General features: G+C 74.7%; 18 protein-coding genes and 1 pseudogene. 10 read left to right on the top strand and 9 right to left on the bottom strand.

Features of this window, described 5'->3' with window-relative positions; genetic code table 11:
- Nucleotides 1–139 precede the first annotated feature (139 nt).
- Both pgm and glgC read right to left on the bottom strand, forming a co-directional pair.
- Nucleotides 140–1,783, bottom strand: coding sequence for a phosphoglucomutase (alpha-D-glucose-1,6-bisphosphate-dependent) (gene pgm / locus ACIBPB_RS18060; protein WP_396840716.1), 1,644 nt, complete (start codon nt 1,781–1,783; stop codon nt 140–142).
- Nucleotides 1,784–1,813: 30 nt separating this feature from the next.
- Nucleotides 1,814–3,046 (bottom strand): glucose-1-phosphate adenylyltransferase, encoded by a 1,233-nt coding sequence (glgC, locus tag ACIBPB_RS18055; protein ID WP_396840715.1) that lies wholly within the window; start codon nt 3,044–3,046, stop codon nt 1,814–1,816.
- Between the two features lie 95 nt (nt 3,047–3,141).
- Between glgC and glgA the strand changes: the two genes are divergently transcribed.
- The 4 genes from glgA (at nt 3,142) to glgB (ending at nt 9,538) form a co-directional block, all read left to right on the top strand.
- Entirely contained in the window at nt 3,142–4,350 is a 1,209-nt protein-coding gene (gene glgA / locus ACIBPB_RS18050) for a glycogen synthase (RefSeq protein ID WP_396840714.1), read from the top strand.
- A 141-nt stretch (nt 4,351–4,491) separates the two neighbouring features.
- Nucleotides 4,492–5,220, top strand: coding sequence for a class I SAM-dependent methyltransferase (locus tag ACIBPB_RS18045; protein WP_396840713.1), 729 nt, complete (start codon nt 4,492–4,494; stop codon nt 5,218–5,220).
- Between the two features lie 131 nt (nt 5,221–5,351).
- On the top strand, nt 5,352–7,448 hold the full coding sequence (locus tag ACIBPB_RS18040; RefSeq protein WP_396840712.1) for a maltotransferase domain-containing protein: 2,097 nt from the start codon (nt 5,352–5,354) through the stop codon (nt 7,446–7,448).
- A complete protein-coding gene (gene glgB, locus ACIBPB_RS18035) occupies nt 7,436–9,538 on the top strand; it encodes a 1,4-alpha-glucan branching protein GlgB (RefSeq protein WP_396840711.1) in 2,103 nt (700 codons plus the stop codon). The genes ACIBPB_RS18040 and glgB overlap by 13 nt, the downstream gene beginning before the upstream one ends.
- Before the next feature lie 490 nt (nt 9,539–10,028).
- Here glgB and ACIBPB_RS18030 read toward each other — a convergent pair whose 3' ends face one another.
- Entirely contained in the window at nt 10,029–11,069 is a 1,041-nt protein-coding gene (locus ACIBPB_RS18030; protein ID WP_357318114.1) for a phosphatase domain-containing protein, read from the bottom strand.
- 129 nt (nt 11,070–11,198) lie between these two features.
- On the opposite strand from ACIBPB_RS18030, the gene ACIBPB_RS18025 reads away from it, so the two are divergent.
- The 4 genes from ACIBPB_RS18025 to ACIBPB_RS18010 all read left to right on the top strand — a co-directional run bounded on the left by ACIBPB_RS18025 (nt 11,199) and on the right by ACIBPB_RS18010 (nt 15,629).
- Entirely contained in the window at nt 11,199–12,809 is a 1,611-nt protein-coding gene (locus ACIBPB_RS18025; RefSeq protein WP_396840710.1) for a hypothetical protein, read from the top strand.
- Between the two features lie 16 nt (nt 12,810–12,825).
- A complete protein-coding gene (gene yaaA / locus ACIBPB_RS18020) occupies nt 12,826–13,629 on the top strand; it encodes a peroxide stress protein YaaA (protein ID WP_396840709.1) in 804 nt (267 codons plus the stop codon).
- Nucleotides 13,630–13,723: 94 nt separating this feature from the next.
- On the top strand, nt 13,724–14,395 hold the full coding sequence (locus ACIBPB_RS18015) for a hypothetical protein (RefSeq protein WP_396840708.1): 672 nt from the start codon (nt 13,724–13,726) through the stop codon (nt 14,393–14,395).
- A gap of 262 nt (nt 14,396–14,657) precedes the next feature.
- Complete coding sequence (locus tag ACIBPB_RS18010) at nt 14,658–15,629, top strand: TAXI family TRAP transporter solute-binding subunit (RefSeq protein ID WP_396840707.1); 972 nt, start codon at nt 14,658–14,660, stop codon at nt 15,627–15,629.
- A 250-nt stretch (nt 15,630–15,879) separates the two neighbouring features.
- Here ACIBPB_RS18010 and ACIBPB_RS18005 read toward each other — a convergent pair.
- From ACIBPB_RS18005 to ACIBPB_RS17985, 5 genes and pseudogenes are all read right to left on the bottom strand, one after another.
- Nucleotides 15,880–17,289, bottom strand: a pseudogene (locus ACIBPB_RS18005) (sensor histidine kinase); the annotation flags it as partial.
- Between the two features lie 10 nt (nt 17,290–17,299).
- Nucleotides 17,300–17,968, bottom strand: coding sequence for a response regulator transcription factor (locus ACIBPB_RS18000; RefSeq protein WP_396840706.1), 669 nt, complete (start codon nt 17,966–17,968; stop codon nt 17,300–17,302).
- Between the two features lie 108 nt (nt 17,969–18,076).
- Nucleotides 18,077–19,807, bottom strand: a complete 1,731-nt coding sequence (locus ACIBPB_RS17995) for a DUF6596 domain-containing protein (protein ID WP_396840705.1) — start codon at nt 19,805–19,807, stop codon at nt 18,077–18,079.
- Nucleotides 19,804–20,199, bottom strand: coding sequence for a YciI family protein (locus ACIBPB_RS17990; protein WP_396840704.1), 396 nt, complete (start codon nt 20,197–20,199; stop codon nt 19,804–19,806). Before ACIBPB_RS17990 ends, ACIBPB_RS17995 begins: the two co-directional genes overlap by 4 nt.
- 118 nt (nt 20,200–20,317) lie before the next feature.
- The gene (locus tag ACIBPB_RS17985) at nt 20,318–21,037 is read right to left on the bottom strand and encodes a DUF998 domain-containing protein (RefSeq protein ID WP_396840703.1); all 720 of its coding nucleotides are present in this window, start codon (nt 21,035–21,037) and stop codon (nt 20,318–20,320) included.
- A 188-nt stretch (nt 21,038–21,225) separates the two neighbouring features.
- Between ACIBPB_RS17985 and ACIBPB_RS17980 the strand changes: the two genes are divergently transcribed.
- Together ACIBPB_RS17980 and ACIBPB_RS17975 are read left to right on the top strand one after the other, a co-directional pair.
- Entirely contained in the window at nt 21,226–21,564 is a 339-nt protein-coding gene (locus ACIBPB_RS17980; RefSeq protein WP_396840702.1) for a DUF952 domain-containing protein, read from the top strand.
- Nucleotides 21,565–21,718: 154 nt separating this feature from the next.
- Nucleotides 21,719–22,270: an acyltransferase gene (locus tag ACIBPB_RS17975; protein ID WP_357318091.1), complete on the top strand. Its 552-nt coding sequence runs from the start codon at nt 21,719–21,721 to the stop codon at nt 22,268–22,270.
- Nucleotides 22,271–22,378: 108 nt separating this feature from the next.
- Here the strand turns inward: ACIBPB_RS17975 and ACIBPB_RS17970 are convergent, their stop codons facing one another.
- Complete coding sequence (locus ACIBPB_RS17970; RefSeq protein WP_396840701.1) at nt 22,379–23,662, bottom strand: nucleotide sugar dehydrogenase; 1,284 nt, start codon at nt 23,660–23,662, stop codon at nt 22,379–22,381.

The following is a 23,662-nucleotide window of genomic DNA, read 5'->3' as shown; positions in this document are numbered from 1 at the left end:
CCGGGGTCAGCGCGGGGAGCGCCGCCGGAGACCAACGCCGGTCAGACGCGGGAGCACTCCGGAGACCAGCGCCGGTCACCCGCGGGAGCACGCCGGAGACCAGCGCCGGGCGCGGGAGCAGGCCGGAGACCAGCGCCGGTCAGGCGTGGGAGAGCACGTCGGAGACCAGCGCCTTCGCCTCCTCCTGGATCCGGGCGAGGTGCTCCGGCCCGCGGAACGACTCGGCGTAGATCTTGTAGACGTCCTCGGTGCCGGACGGCCGGGCGGCGAACCAGCCGGACTCGGTGGTCACCTTCAGCCCGCCGATCGCCGCGCCGTTGCCGGGCGCGGTGGTGAGCGTGGCGGTGATCGGCTCGCCGGCGAGCTCGGTGGCCGGCACCTGATCGGGTGACAGCTTGGCGAGCACGGCCTTCTCCTCCCGGGTGGCCGGCGCGTCGATCCGGGCGTACGCGGGCGCGCCGAAGCGCTCGGCCAGGTCGGCGAAGTGCTCGCTCGGGGTCCGCCCGGTCACCCCGATGATCTCCGCGGCGAGCAGGCAGAGCAGGATGCCGTCCTTGTCGGTGGTCCAGGTGCCGCCGTCGCGGCGCAGGAACGACGCGCCCGCGCTCTCCTCGCCGCCGAAGCCGACCGCCCCGTCGAGCAGGCCGGGGACGAACCACTTGAAGCCGACCGGCACCTCCAGCAGCGGGCGGCCCAGGTCGGCGGCGACCCGGTCGATCATTGAGGAGGAGACCAGCGTCTTGCCGACGGCGGCCGCCGGACCCCACTCCTGCCGGGTGCGGAACAGGTGGCCGATCGCCACCGCCAGGTAGTGGTTCGGGTTCATCAGGCCGCCGTCCGGGGTGACGATGCCGTGCCGGTCGGCGTCGGCGTCGTTGCCGGTGGAGACCTGGTAGTCGGAGCGGGCCGCGATCAGCGACGCCATCGCGTTCGGCGACGAGCAGTCCATCCGGATCTTGCCGTCGCCGTCCAGCGTCATGAACCGCCAGGTCGGGTCGACGGTCGGGTTGATCACGGTGAGGTCCAGCCGGTGCCGCTCGGCGATCTCCCCCCAGTACGCCACGCTCGCCCCGCCCATCGGGTCGGCGCCGATCCGCACCCCGGCGTCGCGGATCGCGGCGATGTCCAGCACGGCGGGCAGGTCGTCGACGTACCGGCCGAGGAAGTCGTACCCGCCGGTGGTGTCGGCGGCCCGGGCCCGGGCGTACGGGATGCGCTTCACCTCCTTGAGCCCGGCGGCCAGGATGGCGTTCGCGCGGTCCTGGATCCAGCGGGTCACGTCGGTGTCGGCGGGCCCGCCGTGGGTGGGGTTGTACTTGAAGCCGCCGTCGTCCGGCGGGTTGTGCGACGGGGTGATCACGATGCCGTCGGCCAGGCCGCTGGTCCGCCCGCGGTTGTGGGTTCCGATGGCGTGCGACAGCGCGGGCGTGGGGGTGTAGCCGTCGCGGCTGTCCCGCAACACGGTGACGTCGTTGGCGGCGAGCACCTCCAGCGCGCTGGCCTCGGCGGGCGCGGAGAGCGCGTGGGTGTCCCGGGCGAGGAAGAGCGGGCCGTCCAGCCCCTGCTCCCGGCGGTAGTCGCAGAGCGCCTGGGTGACCGCGAGGATGTGGTCCTCGTTGAAGGCGTTGCGCAGGCTCGACCCGCGGTGCCCGGACGTGCCGAAGGAGACCTGCTGGGCCGGGTCGGCCGGGTCCGGATGCTCGGCGTAGTAGGCGGTGAGCAGCCGGGGCACGTCGACCAGGTCGGCGGGCTGGGCGGGCTGGCCGGCACGGGGGTGCGCCACGGTGGAAACCTCCTGGGTTGTGCGGGTGGATCAGGCCTCGACGCGCTGGCCCTTGCCGACGACGACGATGCCGTTGTCGGAGACGGTGTAGCGCTGCCGGTCCTTTTCCAGGTCGACGCCGATCTCGGCGCCCTCCGGGACGTAGACGTTCTTGTCCAGGATGGCCCGGCGGACCACCGCGTGCCGGCCGATCTCGACACCCTCCATGAGCACCGCGCCGTCCACGTGCGCCCAGGAGTGCACCTTCACCTTCGGCGCGACGATCGAGTTCTCCACCAGCGAGCCGGAGATCACCGCGCCGGGCGAGACCATCGAGGCGACCGCCCGGCCGACTCGCTCCCCCCACTGGTGGACGAACTTGGCGGGTGGGAAGGGCGGCTGCTCCGTGTAGATCGGCCAGTCGAAGTTGTAGAGGTTGAAGACCGGGTGCACGTTGATCAGGTCCATGTGCGCGTCGTAGAAGGAGTCGAGGGTCCCCACGTCCCGCCAGTAGCCGCGGTCCCGGTCGGTGCTGCCGGGCACCTCGTTGTCCTTGAAGTCGTAGACGTTGGCCTCGCCCCGCTCGACCAGCATCGGGATGATGCTGCCGCCCATGTCGTGCTTGCTGCTCTTGTCCGCGGCGTCGCGCTCGACCGCCTCGCAGAGGGCCTTCGTGCTGAACACGTAGTTGCCCATCGAGGCGTAGATCTGGTCCGGCGCGTCGGGCAGCCCGACCGCGTCGGTGGGCTTCTCGCGGAACGCGCTGATCCGGCGGCCGTCCGCGCCCACCTCGATCACGCCGAACTGGTCGGCGGTCGACAGCGGCTGGCGGATGCCGGCCACCGTCACCCCGGCGCCGGAGGCGATGTGGTCCTCGACCATCTGGCGCGGGTCCATCCGGTAGATGTGGTCGGCGCCGAAGACGATCACGTGGTCGGGCTGCTCGTCGTTGATCAGGTTGAAGCTCTGGTAGATCGCGTCGGCCGAGCCGGCGAACCACCACGGGCCGCGGCGCTGCTGCGCCGGCACCGGGGTGACGTAGTTGCCGAGCAGGGTCGACATCCGCCAGGTCTTGGTGATGTGCCGGTCCAGCGAGTGGGACTTGTACTGGGTGAGCACGACGATCTTGAGGAAGCCGGCGTTCGCCAGGTTGGAGAGGACGAAGTCGACCATGCGGTACATCCCGCCGAAGGGAACGGCGGGCTTCGCCCGGTCCGTGGTGAGGGGCATCAGGCGCTTGCCCTCCCCGCCGGCCAGGACGATCGCGAGCACCTTGGCAGCCATGCCCAGACGCTATCCATCCCGCCCCGACTTCACCACTCGTACGGGCACAGTTCCGCAGCCGGTGCGGGGTGGCGAACTGCACTAGGGTGCCGGTCATGACGTCTTCGGCACGGCTGCGCGTGGACCTGCTCACCCGGGAGTATCCACCGGAGGTCTACGGCGGCGCCGGGGTGCACGTCGAGTACCTGGCCCGCGAGCTGCGCCGGCTCGCCGACGTGCGGGTGCACTGCTTCGGCGCGCCCCGCACCGAGCCGGGCGTCACCGCGTACGCCGAGCCGGCCGCGCTGGCCGGCGCGAACGCCGCGCTGCGCACCATGGGCGTGGACCTGGAGATGGCCGCCGGGGCCGCCGGCACCGACGTGGTGCACAGCCACACCTGGTACGCCAACCTGGCCGGGCACACCGCGAAGCTGCTGCACGGGGTGCCGCACGTGGTGACCGCGCACAGCCTGGAGCCGCTGCGCCCGTGGAAGGCCGAGCAGCTCGGCGGCGGCTACGCCCTCTCCTCCTGGTGCGAGCGGACCGCGTTCGAGGCCGCCGACGCGATCGTCGCGGTCAGCGCCGGGATGGCCCGCGACGTGCTGTCCGCGTACCCGGGCATCGACCCGGACCGGGTGCGGGTGGTCTACAACGGCATCGACACCGCCCAGTACGCCCCGGACCCGGGCACCGACGTGCTGGACCGGCTCGGCATCGACCCGGCCCGTCCGAGCGTGGTCTACGTCGGCCGGATCACCCGGCAGAAGGGCCTGCCGTACCTGCTGCGCGCGGCCCGCGAGCTGCCCGCCGACACCCAGCTCGTGCTGCTGGCCGGCGCCCCCGACACCCCGGAGATCGCCACCGAGGTGGAAGCTCTGGTCGCCGAGCTGCGGGCGAACCGCTCCGGGGTGGTGTGGATCGCCGAGATGCTGCCCAAGCCCGAGGTGATCCAGGTGCTCACCCACGCCACGATCTTCGTCTGCCCGTCGGTGTACGAGCCGATGGGCATCGTCAACCTGGAGGCGATGGCCTGCGAGACGGCCGTGGTGGCCACCGCCACCGGCGGCATCCCCGAGGTGGTCGCCGACGGCGAGACCGGCCTGCTGGTGCCGATCGAGCAGGCCGCCGACGGCAGCGGCCGACCGCTGGATCCGGCGCGGTTCGTGGCCGACCTGGCGGCGACGATCAACGACCTGCTGGCCGAGCCGAAGCGGGCCGAGGAGTTCGGTCTCGCCGGCCGCCGCCGGGCGGTGGAGCACTTCTCCTGGGACGCCATCGCGCAGCGCACGCTGGACGTGTACCGGTCGGTGGGCGCCGCCGGCTGACCGCGGTTCGACGCGGGTCCGCCCCGGCCGTGGGCGCGCTTCGACGCCGCTCGCCCGGCTGCTCAACACCGGTCCGGTCGACACACGACCTCGGCGACGGCACGACACCCGATCACGCCGGCCGCCGGATACAGTCCCCGGGTGCCGGATGCGATCTTCGCCCACCCTCGTCTCGCGCCGGTCTACGACGCGTTCGACGGCGACCGGGACGACCTGGCCGCGTACCTCGCGGTCGCCGACGAGGTGGGCGCGCGGGTGGTGCTCGACGTCGGGTGTGGGACCGGGAACCTGGCTCTGCTGCTCGCCCGCCACGGCCGCACCGTCGTGGGCGTCGACCCGGCCGAGGCGTCCCTGGCGGTCGCGCGGGCGAAGGATCCGGCGGGTCGGGTCCGCTGGCTGCCCGGCGACGCCACGACGCTGCCGCCGCTGCACGCCGATCTGGCCACGATGACCGGGAACGTGGCCCAGGTCTTCTGCACCGACGACGACTGGGCGCGCACCCTGCGGGGCGTGCACGACGCCCTGCGGCCGGGCGGCCACCTCGTGTTCGAGACCCGGCGTCCCGAGCGGCGCGCGTGGGAGGAGTGGGCGGCGGACACCGCGCCGGTCACCCGAGACGTGCCGGGGGTCGGGCCGGTGCGACGGCGGCTCGAGGTGACCGCTGTCGCACTGCCGCTGGTGTCCTTCCGGTACACGTACCGGTTCCTGGCCGACGGCGCGGTCGTCACGTCGGACTCGACGCTGCGGTTCCGCGACCGGGACGAGGTCGAGGCGAGCCTGGCCGCCAGCGGCTACCGGACGGTCGACGTGCGGGAGGCACCCGACCGCCCCGGGCGGGAGTTCGTGTTCGTGGCGCGCCGGGCGGACTGATGGCTCCCCGCCGACGCGGCCGTTCGCGCGCGACGGCGACCGCCGGGACGCGCGCTCGGGCGCGCCGAGGGCGGTGCCGGGGATCTGGGTGCAGCCGAGCGCGAGAGGATCTCGGGCAGTAGGTTGAACCGGTGACTGGACGGTTCCCGATCGAAGACGTCTCTCCTGTCGTCGCCTGCGGTCGCTACCCGGCCAAGGCGGTGGTCGGCGAACCGGTGCCCGTGTCGGCCCGCGCCTACCGTGAGGGGCACGACGCGCTCGGCTGCAACGTGGTCTGGCTCGGCCCGGACGGCGCGGCCCGCCCGTTCACCCGGATGCGCCCCGGCGAGCCCGGCCAGGACCGCTGGCACGCCACCATCCGCCCGGACGCCGTGGGGACCTGGCGGTTCGCCGTGGAGGCGTTCCAGGACCCGTACCTGACCTGGCAGAACGCGGTCACCAAGAAGGTCGCCGCCGGCCAGGGCCCGGCCGAGCTGGCCAACGACCTGGCCGAGGGGGCCCGGGTGCTGACCGCGGCCCTCGAACTCGTCGAGCCGGCCGACCGGAAACGGATCCGGGCGGCGCTGGACGCGCTGGCCGACACCGACCTCGACCTGCCCCGCCGGGTCGGCCCCGCGCTCGACCTGGCCCCGCTGCTCTGGGACCACCCGGTGCGCGAACTGGTCACCACCGGCGAGGAGCACCAGCTCTGGGTGGACCGCCCCCGGGCGCTCTTCTCCGCCTGGTACGAGTTCTTCCCCCGCTCCGAGGGCGCGATCCCGGCCACCGTGGACGCGCCCGCCCGGTCCGGCACCTTCGCCACCGCGATGGAGCGCCTCCCCGGCGTCGCGGAGATGGGCTTCGACGTGCTCTACCTGCCGCCGATCCACCCGATCGGGCGGGTCAACCGCAAGGGCCGCAACAACGCGCTCACCGCCGGCCCGGACGACGTCGGCTCGCCGTGGGCGATCGGCGCCGCCGAGGGCGGCCACGACGCCATCCACCCCGAGCTGGGTACGCCGGAGGACTTCCGCGACTTCGTCGCCGCCGCCGCCGAGCACGGCCTGGAGGTGGCGATGGACCTGGCGTTGCAGTGCGCCCCCGACCACCCGTGGGTGACCGCGCACCCGGAGTGGTTCACCACCCGGGCCGACGGCAGCATCGCGTACGCGGAGAACCCGCCGAAGAAGTACCAGGACATCTACCCGCTGAACTTCGACAACGACCCCGAGGGCATCCGGGCGGAGATCCTGCGGGTGGTGCTGCACTGGGTCGGCGAGGGCATCAAGATCTTCCGGGTCGACAACCCGCACACCAAGCCGTTCGACTTCTGGCACTGGCTGATCGGGGAGGTCAAGAAGGTCGACCCGGACGTGCTCTTCCTGGCCGAGGCGTTCACCCGCCCGGCGATCATGCACGGGCTCGGCAAGATCGGCTTCACCCAGTCGTACACCTATTTCACCTGGCGCACGACGGCGGCGGAGATGCGGGCGTACTGCGCGGAGCTGGTCGCGGCGGCCGACCACATGCGGCCCAACTTCTGGCCCAACACCCCGGACATCCTGCACGAGTCGTTGCAGCACGGCGGCCCGCCGATGTTCAAGATCCGGGCGGTGCTGGCCGCGCTGCTCTCCCCCTCCTGGGGCATGTACGCCGGCTACGAGCTGTTCGAGCACGTCGCCCGGCCGGGCGCCGAGGAGTACCTGGACAACGAGAAGTACGAGCTGCGCCCCCGCGACTGGGCCGGGGCGCAGGAGCAGGGCCGCTCCCTGGCCCCGTTCATCGCCACCCTGAACCGGGTCCGCCGCGCCAACCCCGCCCTGCACCAGCTGCGCAACCTGCACTTCCACGAGATCGACAACCCGGCGCTGCTCTGCTGGTCCAAACACGACCCGGACACCGGCAACACGGTCATCGTGGTCTGCTCGTTCGACTCGCGCGCCGTGCAGTGGGGCAACACCACGCTGGACATGCCGGCCCTCGGCTTCGACTGGCACGAGCGGTTCACCGTGCACGACGAGCTGACCGGGACCAGCTACGACTGGGGGCAGCGCAACGCCGTCCGGCTCGACCCCTACCTGCAACCTGCGCACGTGCTCACCGTGCGGCGGCCGGCCCCGCCCGCCGCCGCCGAGGCGCCGCCCCCGGCAGCGCCCGACCTGACCGTCGAGGACGTACCCGCCGACCTCTCCGGCGGCACCGCACCGACCGCACCGGCCGCGAAGGACGACGCACGATGGACCAGCTGATCGCCGGCGAGGCGCACGACCCGCACGCGGTGCTCGGCGCGCACCCCGCCGACGGGCACACCACCATCCGGACCCTGCGCCGGGGCGCGGCCGACGTGGCCGTGCTGGTCGACGGCGACCGGCACCCGATGAAGCGGGTGCACGACATCGGCGTCTTCGAGGCCGTGCTCCCCGGCGAGGTGCTCGACTACCGGATCGAGGTCGACGGCGCCCCGCACGACGACCCCTACCGCTACCCGCCCACCCTGGGCGAGCTGGACCTGCACCTGATCGGCGAGGGCCGGCACGAGCGGCTCTGGGAGGCGCTCGGCGCCCGGGTCTTCGACGAGGGGGTGGCGTTCAGCGTCTGGGCGCCCAACGCCCGCGGCGTGCGCGTGGTCGGCGACTTCACCGGCTGGGGGCCCGACGACGGCTGGCCGATGCGCTCGCTCGGCTCCAGCGGGGTGTGGGAGATCTTCGTGCCGGGCGCGTCCGTGGGCAGCCGGTACAAGTACCGGGTGCTCGGCGCCGACGGGCACTGGCGGGACAAGGCCGACCCGCTCGCCGCCCGGACCGAGCTGCCGCCGGCCACCGCGTCGGTGGTGCACCATTCGGCGTACGAGTGGCACGACGGCGACTGGCTCGCGCGGCGGGCCCGGCGCCAGGCGCACCAGGAGCCGATGAGCGTGTACGAGGTGCACCTCGGCTCCTGGCGGCCCGGCCTCGGCTACCGGGAGCTGGCCGAGCAGCTCACCGCGTACGTCACCGAGCTGGGCTTCACCCACGTGGAGTTCCTGCCGGTGATGGAGCACCCGTTCGGCGGCTCCTGGGGCTACCAGGTCACCGGCTACTACGCCCCGACCGCGCGCTTCGGCGACCCCGACGACTTCCGTCACCTCGTCGACCGGCTGCACCAGGCCGGCATCGGGGTGATCCTCGACTGGGTGCCGGCGCACTTCCCGAAGGACGAGTGGGCCCTCGCCCGCTTCGACGGCACCCCCCTCTACGAGCACCCCGACCCGCGCCGCGGCGAGCACCCCGACTGGGGCACCTACGTCTTCGACTTCGGCCGCCGGGAGGTGCGCAACTTCCTGGTCGCGAACGCGCTCTACTGGCTCGACCAGTTCCACGTCGACGGACTGCGCGTCGACGCGGTCGCCTCGATGCTCTACCTGGACTACTCCCGCCAGGAGGGGCAGTGGGCGCCCAACGTGCACGGCGGCCGGGAGAACCTGGAGGCCATCGCGCTCCTCCAGGAGGTCAACGCCACCGTCTACCGGCACCACCCCGGCGCGGTCATGGTCGCCGAGGAGTCCACCGCCTGGCCGGGGGTGACCAAGCCGACCAGCTCCGGCGGGCTCGGCTTCGGCTTCAAGTGGAACATGGGCTGGATGCACGACACCCTGCTCTACACCTCGAAGGACCCGATCTACCGGCAGCACCACCACCATCAGCTCACCTTCTCCCTGGCGTACGCCTGGAGCGAGAACTACGTGCTGCCGATCAGCCACGACGAGGTGGTGCACGGCAAGGGCTCGCTGGCCGGCAAGATGCCCGGCGACACCTGGCAGCGGCTGGCGAACGTGCGCGCGCTGCTCGCGTACATGTGGGCGCATCCCGGCAAGCAGTTGCTCTTCATGGGCTGTGAGCTGGCCGACGACCGGGAGTGGAGCGAGGAGCGCGGCCTCGACTGGTACCTCACCCACGACCCGGCCCGGGCCGGCGTGCAACGCCTGGTCGGCGACCTGAACCGGATCTACCGGGCCACCCCGGCGCTCTGGGCGCAGGACACCGAACCGGCCGGTTTCCGCTGGATCGCCGGCGACGACGTGGCCAACAACGCCGTCTCGTTCATCCGGATCGCCCCCGACGGCGCGACCCTGGTCTGCGTGGCGAACTTCTCCGCCCTCCCGCTGGAGGGCTACCGGGTCGGCCTGCCGGCCGGCGGCGCCTGGACCGAGCTGCTCAACACCGACGCCCACCACTACGGCGGGTCCGGGGTGGGCAACCTCGGCGCGGTGCACGCCGAGGACGTCCCCTGGCACGGCATGCCCGCCTCGGCGGCGCTGCGCGTCCCGCCGCTGGGCGTGCTCTGGCTGCGCCGCGACTGACGCCACACCGACGGACCCCGACCCCGCACCGCATCTCGCCGCGCACCCGGCACCCTTGCCTCGCCGCGCGCCGCACCTCGCCGCCCGCCGCACCTCGCCGCCCGCCGCACCTCGCCGCGCACCGCGCGTCGGCGCGGCGCGGGCCAGGCGGAGGCAGTACTTCTCACCGATATGCCGCTGAGTCATATTTATGCCTCAGCGGCATATCGCTCTCACCTTTTCTGCCCGGCGAACGGCGCTACCGTCCGTCACGGACCCCCGGCCGCAGCGGCCGGGCGAGCCCGACGGGCCGCAGCGGGCCGGACGCCGGTCATCCGGGTGGCGGGAACGACGGCGCCGCTGCCCGGGGCTGGCGCGTGGGGTGGGCCGGGTCGCACTCGACTTCCTGCGGCCGTCCGGCCGCCCGGCGTCGTCCGGCCGCCCGGCGTCGTCCGGCCGCCCGGCGTCGTCCGGCCGCCCGGCGTCGTCCGGCCGCCCGGCGTCGTCCGGCTCAGACCAGACCCGCCTCGCGGAGCAGTTTCCAGAGGCCGGCGCCGTCGGGCGCGGCGAGCCACTTCTGCCCCACCGGGCCGGCGGAGGGCCGGTCCGGCGGCGTGGGCAGGCTGCCGGCCAGCACGGACTGGGTGGGCGAGAGCCGACGGATCGCCACCCCGGCCACGTTGTCCGGGTGGGCGGCCGCGAACTCACGGTAGATCTCCTGGTCGTGTTGCCCGTCGTCGCCGATCAGCAGCCACCGCACGTCGGGGAACTCCCGGGCCAGCCGGGCCAGGGTGGCCCGCTTGTGCTCCCGGCCGCTGCGGAACCACCGGTCGGCGGTCGGCCCCCAGTCGGTGAGCAGCAGCGGCCCGGCCGGGTAGAGGTGCCGGGAGAGGAACCGGGTCAGCGTCGGCGCCACGTTCCAGGCGCCGGTGGAGAGGTAGAAGACCGGCGCGCCGGGGTGGGCGGTGACCAGCCGCTCGTACAGCACGGCCATGCCGGGGACGGCGGCCCGGGCGTGCTCGTCGAGGACGAAGGTGTTCCACGCGGCGAGCAGCGGCCGGGGCAGCGCGGTCACCATCACCGTGTCGTCGATGTCGGAGAGGATGCCGAACCGGACATCCGGGTCGAGGATCCGGACCAGGGCGTCCACCGGCTCCGCGTCGGGGACGCTCAGCCGCACACAGCCCCAGCCGGGGGTGAAGTCGGCCTCGATGACGGTGTCGACGAAGCCGCTGCGGTCGGCGGTCACCTCCCGGCGTACCCCGCCGGCCTCGATGGTGACGGTGGCGTACTTGGCCGGCAGGGTGGCGAAGCTGCGCCAGCCCCGGACCTTCTCCAGCCGGCCCCGCTGGCGGGTGTCGGGGCGGCCGAGCAGCACCCGGCAGAGCACCCGCGCCCAGCCCGGTGCGCCGTAGCCGGCGTACGCGATGATGTTGGCCTGCCATCCGGTGCGGCGCAGCCGGCGCTCCACCAGGCCGTGCACGGCGTCCTCGATCCGCGCCGCCCGGTGCAGCTGCGGCACGGCCAGTTGGTCCGGTGGTGTCGGTGGCACGCTGCCACCCTGCCACAACCCGGGGGACCCGGCCACGCGAGTGGGGCCGGGCGGAGTGCGCGGATCCTCCCCGCCGCCGCCCGACGCCGTGAAAAACTGCGGTCGCAGGCGACGACGGGGGCGTTGGTCGTGTCGACACCAGTGCGGGACCCCAGGCGACGGCGTCCGACGCTCGACCGGCCGGCGCTGGTGGCGCTGCTGCTCGGCGTGGCCGGGGTCGGCTACCGGCTGGTCCTGACGCTGCTGACCCTGCCCACCTCGAACAGCGACGAGGCGACCTTCGGCCTGGCCGCCCTGCACATCGCCACCGGCCACGAGCGGCCCGTCTTCCTGTACGGCCAGCGTTACATGGGCATGCTGGAGTCCTACCTGGCGGCGCCACTGCTCGCGGTCGCCGGGCCGAGCTGGCCGGTGCTGCGGCTGCCGCTGCTGCTGCTCTACGCGGTGTTCCTCTGGCTGGCGTACCGGCTGACCCGCCGGCTTCTCTCCCCCTGGCTGGCCACCGCCGTGGTGGGCCTGCTCGCGCTCGGCTCGGAGCGGGTGGTGCGGGACCAGCTCACCGTGGTGGGCGGCCGGCCGGAGGTGAAGCCGGCGGTCCTGGCCATGCTGCTGATCGCGCTGGCCCTGGCCGACGACCGGCTACGGCACCGCTGGCTGGCCACCGGGGCGTTCGGGCTGCTCGCCGGGGTGGCGCTCTGGTCCGACTGGCTGATCGCGCCCTACCTGGCGGTGGCCGGGCTGGTGCTGGTCTGGGCGGTGCCCCGGGAGTTGGTCGGCTGGCCGGGCGTGCTGCTGCTGGGCGGGTTCCTGATCGGCCTGGCCCCGATGATCAAGGACAATCTGATCGCCCCGGACGGGCAGGACTCGCTGTCGGTGTTCCGGGAGATCAGCACCAAGGACGGGCTGGCCCCGACGCTCACCGAGCGGCTGCACGGCGGGCTGCTGGAGGGGGTGCCGCTGGCGACCGGCCTCTGCCCGATGGACGGCTGTGCCCGCTGGGCGGGCTGGTTCGGGCTGCTCTATCCGCCGCTGCTGCTGGCCGCCGCCGGGCTCGGGCTGGTCGCCTACCGGCGGGCCGCGGAACCGGCCGCGCGGGTCCGGGCCGTGGCGATCCTCGCGCTGGTCGTCGGGGCGGTGCTCACCCTGCTCGGGTACGTCCGCAGCCCGCTGTCGGCCACCGACCCGCTGGGCAACGCCCGCTACCTGTCGGTGCTGCAGCTCTCGCTGCCGGTGGTGCTCTGGCCGCTCTGGCTGGCCGCCCGGTACGCCTGGCGGGGCACGGCCGGGATGCTGGCCCGGCTCGGCGGCGCCCTGGCCACCCTGGTGCTGGTCGCGCTGGCCGCCGCCACGCTCGCCGGCACCGTGGCGTTCGTCGCCGACGCGCCGTCGCTGCGCGCCGAGGAGCGGCAGGCCCGCGAGCTGGCCGGCGCGGTCCGCCGAGCCGGCCTGCACGAGGTCTACTCGGACTACTGGACCTGCAACCGGTTGATCTTCAACACCGGCGAGCGGGTGGTCTGCGCGGTGCTGGACGGCAACCTGACCCCGGGGCAGAACCGCTACCCGGCGTACTGGAAGCGGGTCGGGCGGGCACCCCGGCCGGGGTACGTGGTGCCGGTGGGCTCGTCGGCGGAGCGAGGGCTGCGCCGGCTGCTCGGCGACCGGGCCGACGCCGCCGTGGTGGCCGAGGCCGGCGGCTATCGCGTGTACCACCCGGAGAGCGCCGTGCGACCGTGGCGCTGAGCCGGGGCCGTAATCTGTGCCGGTGCTCATCCTGCTGCCCCCGTCCGAGGGGAAGGCCGAGGCCGGCGCCGGCCGGCGGCTGGACCTGTCCCGGCTGGCCCTGCCGGAGCTGACCCCGGCCCGAGACGAGGTGCTGACCGCCCTCGTCGCGCTCTGCGCCGGGCCGGACGAGGCGGCGGCCCGCGCCGCCCTGGGCCTCAGCGAGGGCCAGCGCGGCGACCTGCGCCGCAACGCCCGGCTGCGGCAGGCCGCCACGGCGCCGGCCGCGAAGATCTACACCGGGGTGCTGTACGAGGCGCTCGACCTGGCCTCGTTGCCGCCCACGGCCGACCGGCTGGCCCGCCGCAGCGTGCTGATCAGCTCCGGCCTGTGGGGCGCGGTCCGGCTCACCGACCGGATCCCGCCGTACCGCTGCCCGATCGGGGCGAAGCTGCCGGGGGTCGGGGCGCTGTCGGCGTACTGGCGGCGGGCCCTCGCCCCGGCGATGGCGGCGGCCGCCGGCGCCGGGCCGGTGCTGGACCTGCGCTCCGGCGCGTACGCGGCCACCTGGACGCCGCGCGGCGCGCTGGCCGAGCGCACCGTCACCGTGCGGGTGCTGCACGAGCGTGCGGTCGACGGGGTGCCGGCCCGCTCGGTGGTCAGCCACTTCAACAAGGCCACCAAGGGGCGGCTGGTCCGGGACCTGCTGACCGCCGGGGCCCGGCCGCGCACCGCCGCCGCCCTGGTCGGGGCGCTGCGCGAGCTCAAGTACCAGGTCGAGGAGCAGCCGCCGGTGGCCGGCCGGCCGCGCCAGGTCGACGTCGTGGTGACGGAGCTGTAGCCGCAAATTTTGCTCAAGGCTCGGGCGCAGCGGTTCCGCCCCGGCGGCGGCGGGGCCACCGTAAGGGAACCCCGACGTCGACAAGGAGCACCTGATGGCCCCCGAGCCCGTGACCCTGCTCGACCGGCCCCGCCCGCCGTCGACCCCGCCGCCGCTGGACTGGCCGACCGTGGTCGACGCGTTCGAGGTCGCCTGCCTGCTGCGCTGCACCCCGCCGCCGGCCACCGATCCGCGCCGTCCGGGCGCCGACACGTACCGGGGCGGGGTCGCCGAGTTCAACCGGGAGGACGCGGCACGCCGGTTGCGGCAGCTGCTCGGCCGCCTCGCCGTGCCGGTCGAGCACGAACTGGCCACCGGCGGGCTGCGCCGCCGCTACGAGGTGCACCGGCTGTCCGTGCCGCGCGAGCACCGGCCGGCGTACGCGACGCTGTTGGCGGCCGGCTGGCGGCAGGGCCGGCGGGAGCTGCTCGGCGGCCCGGTGCCCGGAGCCTCACCGGCCCGGCGGGTGTGGCGGCCCCGGCTGGCCGCCGCCGCCTGGCGGGCGGCGCTGCTGGCCGGCGGGCGGCACGTACGCCGGCACAGTCTCGGCATCCGGCTGGCCGACCGGGACCTGGCCGCCGTGCTGGTGCGCGGCGCGGCCCTGCTGGACGTCCCGGCGATGCTGCGGCCGGGCGCCGGTTGTTTCGTGGTGAGCGTCGCCAACGGCCCGCACCGGGCCCGGATCGTGGACAGCGCGACGCTCGCCCCGCCCGTGACCGCCTGCTGAACCGCGCCCGGCGGCCACCCGCGACCGCGCCGCCGGGGCGCACCCCTCCGCTCCGGGTGGGCGGGGCCCCCACCGGGACCGGGGCTCCGCTCCCCCGGCCACCTGCCGGTACGCCGGCGCCCGCCGGGGACCTCGGCGGCGGCCACCGGGCCGACGCCGAGGCCACGGTGCCGGAGGAGGTGGCCGTGGCGTGGCTGCGGCGGGGCCGTGCCGCCCCGCCACCCCGGCCCGGGCTTGCGCGGCGGGCGGTGCACGGCGCACAGTGCAGCGCGTGAGCCGACACTGGTCCGTGCCCGGACGACGCCGGGTCGCCGCGCCGCTCGCGCTGCTCGTCCTGCTCGGGTCGGCCCTGGCCGCGCTGGCCAGCTGCCGGGACGAGCCGACCGAGCCGGTCCCGATCCGGATCGCCACGGGCAGCCCGACCGCCGTCTACCACGCCTTCGGCCAGTCGCTGGCCGCCATCCTCAACCGGGAGCTGCCCGGGGTACGCGCCAGCGTGGAGGTCACCGCCGCGTCCGCGCAGAACGTCCGGCTGGTCGGCGCCGGCGCGGCGGAGCTGGGGTTCACCCAGGCCGACGTGCTGCCCCCGCGCGCCCCCGAGCACCCCGCCGTGCTCGCCGTGGCCCGCGTCTACGACGACCTGCTGCACCTGGTCACCACAGCCGGCGGCCCGGTACGCACCCTCGCCGACCTGCGCGGCCGGCGGGTCTCGGTGGGCGCCGACGGTTCCGGCACCGAGGTCACCGTGCAGCGCCTGCTCGCGGTGGCCGAGCTCGACGGCGACCGGGTCCGCCAGCAGCACCTCGGCCTGGACGACTCGGTGGCCGCGCTGCGGGCCGGCCAGATCGACGCGTTCTTCTTCTCCGGTGGCCTGCCGGTGCGCGGCGTCGCCGAGCTGGCCGGCCGGACCAGCGTGCGGATGGTCGACCTGGGCGAGTGGACCGAGCCGCTGCGCCGCGCCTACGGGCAGGTCTACGTGACCCGGGACATCCCGCCCTCGGTGTACCGCACCGATCCGGTCAGCACGGTGGCGAACCCGAACTACCTGATCGTCCGGGCGAACCTGCCGGAGTCCCTGGTGCGGGACGTGACCCGGCTGCTGATGGAGCGCCGGGAGGAACTGGCCGCCGCGCATCCGGCCGCCGGCCGGATGAGTCCGCGCGCGGCGATCGTCACCGCTCCCCTGCCGCTGCACCCCGGCGCGGCCGCCTGGTACCGCGCCAGCAAACCCTGAGGCCGGCACCCTCAGCCGGTGCCCACCGGCGCTTTCAGCCGGTGCCCACCGGCGCCCTCAGCCGGTGCCGACCGGCGCCCTCAACCGGTGCCGACCGGCGTCCTCAACCGGTGCCGACCGGTGCCCGCGCCGGGCCGCCCGGCGGGGTCTGCTCCCCGTCGGCGGTGGGCCCGTCCGGGGCCGGTGCGTCCAGGGTCGGTGCGTCCGGGCCTGGTTCGTCCGGCGCCGGTTCGTCCGGGCCTGGTTCGTCCGGGGCCGGATCGTCGAGGGCCGGATCGTCTAGGGCCGGATCGTCCGGGGCGGGGAACCACAGCTCGGCGACCAGCCCTCGCGGCTCGGCCTGGCGCATCACCAGCCGGCCGTCGGAGGCGTCGACCAGCACCGCCACGATGGTCAGGCCCAGCCCGACCCCGTCCACGTTCTGCGCGTCGGGCGCCCGCCAGAACCGCTCGGTGGCCTGGTCGAGCTGACTGGTCGTCATGCCGGGGCCGGTGTCCCGCACCGCCAGCGCGACCCCACCGTCGGCCGCCCGCACGGTCACCGTCACCTCGCCACCGGCCCCGCTGAACTTGACCGCGTTGTCGATCAACGCGTCGAGGGCCTGGTCGATCGCGGTCGGCACGGTCCGGGCGTACGCCGGGGCGGTGGCGGTGTCGAACCGCAGCGCGACCGCGCGGTGCCGGGCCAGCGGCAGCCAGGCCGCCACCCGGGAGGCGGCCACCTCGGCGGCGTCGACGGTGACCCGCTGGTTCTCCTCGCGTTCCGCCCGGGCCAGGGTGAGCAGCGCGTCGAGCACGGTGGCCAGCCGGTCGGTCTCCTCCAGGGCCAGCCGGTGCTCGGCACGGCCGTCGGCGTCGGTCAGGCTCGGCCCCAGCTCCTCGACCCGCAGCCGCAGCGCGGTCAGCGGATTGCGCAGCTGGTGGCTGGCGTGCGCGACGAAGGCCCGCTGCCGGTCCATCACGTCGGAGACCGCGTCGGCCATGTGGTTGAAGCTGGTCGCGAGCCGGCGCAGCTCGGGCGGGCCGAGCCGGGGACGCACCCGCGCGGTCCGGCGCCCCTCGGCGATCTCGTGGGTGACCGCGTCCAGCTCGGTGACCGGGCGCAGCACCCAGCCGGCCAGCCCGAACGCGGTGGAGATGCAGGCCAGCACGGCGAGCAGGCCGATGCCGGCGAGCAGCAGCCACCAGGCGGCGATGGTGCGGCGTACCGAGCCGGCCGGGGTGGCGGTGACCACGGCGCCCAGCACCTCGCCGCCGTCGTTGATCGGCACCGCCACCACCAGCGGCCCGTCCCCCCACGGCCACACCGACTCCGGCCCGCTGGACTGCTGCCCGGCCAGCGCGGTGTCCAGCGCCTCGTCGGCGCGCGGGCCGAACTCCCAGCTCGCCGAGGCGGCCACGGTACGCCGGTCCCGGTCGACCACCGCCGCGCCGATGCCGTACAGCCCGTCGTAGGCGGCCAGTTCCCCGTCCAGCGGGCCGGGCCCGCCCCCGCGCAGCGCCGGGCCGGCCAGCGAGGCGAACCGGGTGGCGTCGGCGAGCCGGTCGGCGCGGACCCGGTCGGTCTCCCGGGTGGCGAGGGTGGCGGCCAGCGGCGTCTCCAGGGCGAGCAGCACGAGCACCATCAGCAGCAGGTAGCTGATCACCAGCCGGCGCCGCACCGAGGGCTCCTCACTCGCCGCGGAGCCGGTAGCCGACCCCGCGTACGGTCTCCACCAGCGTCGGGTCGCCGAGCTTGCCGCGCAGCGAGCCGACGTGCACCTCCACCGTGTGCCGGTCGGCCCAGGTGGTGCCCCAGACGTCCAGCAGGATGCGTTCCCGGGGCACCGCGACGCCGGGCTGCCGGGCCAGCGAGAGCAGGATGTCGAACTCCTTGCGGGTCAGCGTGACGCCCCGGCCGGCGACGGTGACCGTCCGCCCGCCCACGTCGATGCGGACCGGGCCGGCCTCGATCAGGTTGCGCTCCGGCGCGGTGTGCGCGGCCCGGCGCAGCACCGCCTCGATCCGGGCCTGCAACTCCACCATCGAGAACGGCTTCACCACGTAGTCGTCCGCGCCCAGCCGCAGGCCGAGCACCCGGTCGCGTTCCTCGCCGCGGGCGGTCACCGCGATGATGCCGAGCTGGCTGCTGCGCCGGCGCAGCTCCCGGCACACGTCGGTGCCGTCCCCGTCGGGCAGGGTCAGGTCGAGCAGCACCAGGTCGCAGGGGGCGGCGGAGAGGGCCGCCTCGACGGTGGCCGCGTGCTCGACCTGGTAGCCGCGCCGGGTCAGCGCCGACGAGAGGGCGGCCGCCACCCGCCGATCGTCCTCGACCAGGAGGATCCGCACCCGTGCCCCCATCCGCTCGACGTGTCGCCCTGGAATGGTGGCAGACGCGGCGGCGGGACGGGAGGGGGGCGGTTGCCGGTCAGCGGGCGGCGGCCCCGTCGGCGGCGCGGAGTCGGCGCCTCACGCCGGGCCGAGTCCCTCGATCGCCTTGGCGAGCCGGCGCTGCCGGGTCTCGGCGGTCCTGGCGCCCTCGAGCTGCTGGATCAGCGCCCTGCGGCGGCTGGGCGACAGGGCGTCGAACGCCCGACCGGCCGCGCTGTCGGCCCGCAGTGCGGCGGCGAGGTCGTCGGGTACGGAGACCTCGCGGGGCTGGTCGTCGAGCCGCAGTTCGACGTCGACCTCGTCGCCGGCGCTGATTCCGGCGGCGGCGCGGTGCTCGGCGCTGACCGGCAGCTTGTGCACTCCGCCCATGGATCCGAGCGTGCTCCGGTACGTGTGACCGTTGATCTGGACGACGACCGGGGGCCGTTTGCCGGCGCCCAGCGCCTCGACGATCCGGGCGGGCACCTCGATGCCGGTGGCGGTCCTGCCGTCGAGCTGGAGGGTGGCGCGGAAACGCATGAGCGGGTGCTCCTCTTCGGGTTCGGGGGTTGGTGTCTGGTCGGCACACGCCGCGGCGCGGCGCAGGAACAGGCGGCGTTCGCTGTCGTTCCGGCTCAACCGCGCGGCCTGTTCGAACTCCCGGCGGGCGGCGGTCAGGTGGCCCTGCCGGGCCAGCAGTTCGGCGCGGACGGCGGGCAGTTGCGGGTAGCCGCGCAGGGCCTTGTCGTCGGCGAGTTCGGCGACGAGGTCCAGCCCGCGCTGGGGGCCTTCGGCCATGCCGACGGCGACCGCGCGGTTGAGCAGCACCACCGGGGACGGGGACACGTGGGCGAGCACCGTGTAGAAGGCGGTGATCCGCTTCCAGTCGGTGTCGGCGGTGGATCGGGCCCGGGCGTGGCAGGCGGCGATCGCGGCCTGCACGGTGTACGGGCCACCACCGAGCCGCTCGGCGCGGGCCAGCGATTCCAGGCCCTGCCGGATCGACAGCCGGTCCCAACGGCGCCGGTCCTGGTCGCCGAGCAGCACCGGCTCGCCGGCGGCGTCCGTACGGGCCGGGAGCCGGGAGGCGTGCAGCTGCATGAGGGCGAGCAGGCCGTGGACCTCGGGTTCGTCGGGCAGCAGGCCGGCCAGGATTCGGCCCAGCCGGATCGCGTCGGCGCACAGTTCGGGGCGGGTCCAGTCGGTGCCCGCGGTGGCCGTGTAGCCCTCGTTGAAGATCAGGTAGATGATCCCGAGGACCGCGTGGAGCCGGTCGGGAAGCTCCGCGCGGCTCGGCAGTGCGAAGCCGACCCGGTTGTCGGTCAGCGCCCGCTTGGCCCGGGAGATCCGCTGACCCATGGTCGCCTCCGGCACCAGGAAGGCGCGGGCGATCTCGTCGGTCCGCAGCCCGGCGACCACGCGCAGGGTGAGCGCCATCTGCGATTCGGCGGAGTTCACCGGGTGGCACGCGGTGAAGATCAGCCGCAGCAGGTCGTCCCGGATGTGATCGTCGAGGGCCTCGTCCATCTGGTTCATCGGGTCCTCCAGCCGGCGCTGGTCGATCTCCCGGCCGACGTCGGCGAGTTTGCGGGCGTAGGTGACGCTCCGCCGGACCTGGTCCACGGCCAGGTGCTTGGCCGTCGCCATCAACCAGGCGCCCGGCTTCTCCGGCACCCCGGACTCGGCCCACCGCCGCAGCGCCACCTCGAAGGTGTCCTGGGCCAGGTCCTCGGCCAGGCCCAGGTCGCCCAGCCGGCGGGCCAGTGCGGCGATCAGGCGGCCGGACTCGATCCGCCAGACCGCCTCGATCGCCGCTCCGGTGTCCGTCACGCCGACTGCCGGCCGCCGTCAGCCGCCGCCGGTGGGCCGAAGTCCTCCGGGCCGAAGACCTTCAGCACGTCGGCCTCGCCCTCCCAGCCCGGCCACCGGTCCCGGTGCAGGGCCATGAACCGGCTGGTCCACTCGGTCGCCTCGGCGCGGGACCGCACGTCGTACAGCGCGTAGCTGATCAACTCCTTCGACTCGGCGAACGGCCCGTCGGTGACGCTGAGCTGGCCTCCGGCCAGCGCGACCCGCGCACCGGCCGCGCTGGGCTGCAATCCGGCGGTGTCCAGCAGCGCACCGGCGGCGGTGGCTTCCGCCCCGAGCGCCATGATCGCCTCCATCAGGTCCGGCGGTGGCGGTGTCGACGCGTTCGACTTCAACAACACGAGATAACGCACAACCTGCTCCCTGGTGAGATCTCAGTCCTGGTCGGTGATGATGCCGGTTCCCCGGTGGTCCGGCCGACCCCCGATCCGCAGCGGTGCGGCGCGGCGGCGGCGCGGGGCGGCGGCAGGGTCAGCGCGGCGCGGCGGCGGCGGCGTCCGCGGCAGCGTCGCGGGCGAACTCCCGCGCCGACCATTCCGCCAACCACACCCAGCCCAGGATCACCCCGGCGGTGAACACCAGGGTGCCCCACGGCTGGCCCGACGCCGCGGCGGCGAACCCGACCAGCACCCCGGCCCCGCAGATCCGGGACCACCGCGCGCGGCCGCGCCGATCCTCCCGGGCGGCCCGGCGGCCGGACAGCAGACAGGCCACGGCCAGGCAGACGAACGCCAACCCGCCGAAGACCAGGTGCAACGTGCCGTGCGGCGTCGGGTGGGCCGGTGCCCCGTCCGGCGTCCCCAGCGGGAAGCCGAACATCGGGTCGGCCCGGAAGACGCCGGCCCCGACCATGCCCACCCCGTACGCCCCGACCAGGAGCGCCGCTGCCCGCCCCGGACGGCCGACGGCCCGCCACAGTCCCGCGGCCGCGACCAGCACCAGCACGCCCGTCAGCATCAGGTTCGTCGACTGGATCCACCCGCCCGGCCCGTTCGCCAGCAGGCTCCAGTCGTGCCTGGTCAGGTCGAACCCGTCACGGGTCAGGGCCTGCGCGAGCGACACCGCGACATAGAGCGGACCGGCCAGCACGCCGTAGCCGAGCAGCGAACGGGTGACCCGCCCGGCCGGCGTGCACCCGCCGCGTACCGCGCCGTCCCGCAGCCGCGGGGAGTCGAGAACCGCAGTCTTCATGGCAACCTCCCGGAACCACCGGCCGGTCGAAGCACCGGCCGCGTCAGGAGGTCATCGAACGGGCGGACCCGATTTCTACATCGGCCCGAAAAGATCTTGGGACCGGTTCATCGCCGAGGTGTCGCCTGCCCTCGACGTACCCCGGTGAGCGGGGCGATTCCGCCGGACCGCCGGGCTAGGCTGCGGTGATGATCTACAAGATCCTCTCCTCCGGCGAGTGGGAGCAGGCCCGGGCGGCCGGCCGGTTCACCGGCACGGAGCTGGACCGGCAGGACGGCTTCATCCACCTCTCCGCGGCCGACCAGGTGGTGGAGACGGCCCGGCGGTTCTTCGCCGGGGCCACCGGCCTCACCGTGCTCGCGGTGGACCCGGACCGGCTCGGCGACGCGCTGCGCTGGGAGGCGTCCCGCGGCGGGGCGCTCTTCCCGCACCTGTACGCGCCGCTGCCGGTCGAGGCGGTGGTGACGGCGCACCCGCTGCCGGTGGACCGGCCGGCCGCCGACGCGGTGGCCGAACTGCTGCCCTGACGGCTCGCTATGCTGCGTCAGCCCGCGCCGGCACGGGGGACGCCTCCCGGGCGGCCGGGCGGTCCTGGCCCGGGCGGGGCGCGCCGGACGACCGGCACGGTCCACCCGGCAACCGACGGCGCGACGGCGCGCCCCGCGACGATGCGAGTAGACAATGACTGACACCAACGACCGGTCCGCCTCCGTGTTCGTCCACCCGACGGCCGACGTGGAGGCCGGCGCCCAGGTCGGCGACGGCACCAAGGTCTGGCACCTGGCCCACATCCGGTCGAGCGCGCACATCGGCGCCGGCTGTGTCATCGGCCGCAACGTGTACGTCGACGCGAACGTCTCGGTCGGCGACCGGGTGAAGATCCAGAACAACGTCTCGGTCTACCAGGGGGTGACCATCGAGGACGAGGTCTTCGTGGGCCCGTGCGCGGTGTTCACCAACGACTTCCGGCCGCGCGCCCAGAACCCGGACTGGACGATCACCCCGACCCTGGTCCGCCGGGGCGCCTCGATCGGCGCCAACGCCACCCTGGTCTGCGGGATCGAGGTCGGCGAGTACGCGATGATCGCCGCCGGCTCGGTGGTGACCAAGGACGTCAAGCCGTACCAGCTGGTGGCCGGCAACCCGGCCCGGCCGAAGGGCTGGGTCGACGAGAAGGGCGAGGTCGTCTCCCGCGACGTCGACAACCCGCCGGCCGGGCTGACCCAGGGCTGACCGGGCTGCCGTACCCGGCCACGGCCGGGTAGTTCGCTCCCCCGGCCGGCCGCCGACACACCGCGGGCCCTGACCGATCCGGTCAGGGCCCGCGTCCGTGCGGCGGGATCAGCCGCCGATGACCACCCGGCGCACGCCGGTCCAGCGGGCCGGGTCGGTGACCCGGCGGCCGTCGACCAGCACCGTCACGCCCGGCAGGTCGGCCGGGGCGAGGGTGCGGTACTCGGCGTGGTCGGCCTGGATGACCGCCGCGCCGACCGGCTCGCCGTCGTAGCCGGGCAGGCCGTGCGCGGCCAGTTCGTCGTTGGTGTACATCGGGTCGGAGACGTACGGGGTGGCGCCCCGCTGGCGCAGCGCCTCGACGGTCGGGAAGACCCCGGAGAAGGCGGTCTCCTTCACCCCGCCCCGGTAGGCCGCCCCGAGCACCAGCACGCCCACGCCGGTCAGGTCGCCGTACGCGGCGGCGAGCAGGTCGACGGCGTAGTCCGGCATGGCGGCGTTGGCCTCGCGGGCCGAGCGCACCACGGTGGCGGCCGGGTCGTTCCAGAGGTACATCCGCGGGTAGATCGGGATGCAGTGCCCGCCGACCGCGATGCCCGGCTGGTGGATGTGGCTGTACGGCTGGGTGTTGCAGGCCTCGATCACCTTGGTGACGTCGACGCCGACGGTGTCGGCGAACCGGGCGAACTGGTTCGCCAGGCCGATGTTGACGTCCCGGTAGGTGGTCTCGGCGAGCTTGGCCAGCTCGGACGCCTCGGCCGAGCCGAGGTCCCAGACGCCGTTGGCCCGGTTGAGGTCGGCCCGCTCGTCGAAGTCCAGCACCGCCTCGTAGAAGCGGACACCGTGCTCGGCGGACGCCTCGTCGATGCCGCCGACCAGCTTCGGGTAGCGGCGCAGGTCGGCGAAGACCCGGCCGGTGAGCACCCGCTCCGGGCTGAAGACCAGGTGGAAGTCGGTGCCGGCGGTCAGGCCGGAGCCCTCCTCCAGCATCGGCGCCCAGCGGTTGCGGGTGGTGCCGACCGGCAGGGTGGTCTCGTAGCTGACCAGGGTGCCCGGCCGCAGCCCACGGGCGATGGCCCGGGTGGCGTCGTCCATCCAGCCGAAGTCCGGCACGCCGTCGGCGTCCACGAACAGCGGCACGACCACGACCACCGCCTCGGCCTCGGCGACCGCCGCGGCGGTGTCGGTGGTGGCGGAGAGCAGCCCGGCGGAGACGGCCTCCTTGAGCTTGGTGTCCAGGTCGGTCTCGCCGGGGAACGGCACCGCGCCGTCGTTGACCAGCGTGACGACCCGCTCGGAGACGTCCGCTCCGATGACCCGGTGCCCCTTCGACGCGAACTGCACGGCGAGCGGCAGTCCGATCTTGCCGAGGGCGACGACGCAGATGTTCAT

The organism is Micromonospora sp. NPDC049836 (assembly GCF_044465125.1).
Classification (GTDB): Bacteria; Actinomycetota; Actinomycetes; order Mycobacteriales; family Micromonosporaceae; genus Micromonospora.
The sequence above is the reverse complement of the archived record's forward strand: the minus strand, read 5'-3'. Positions and strand labels throughout refer to the sequence as shown.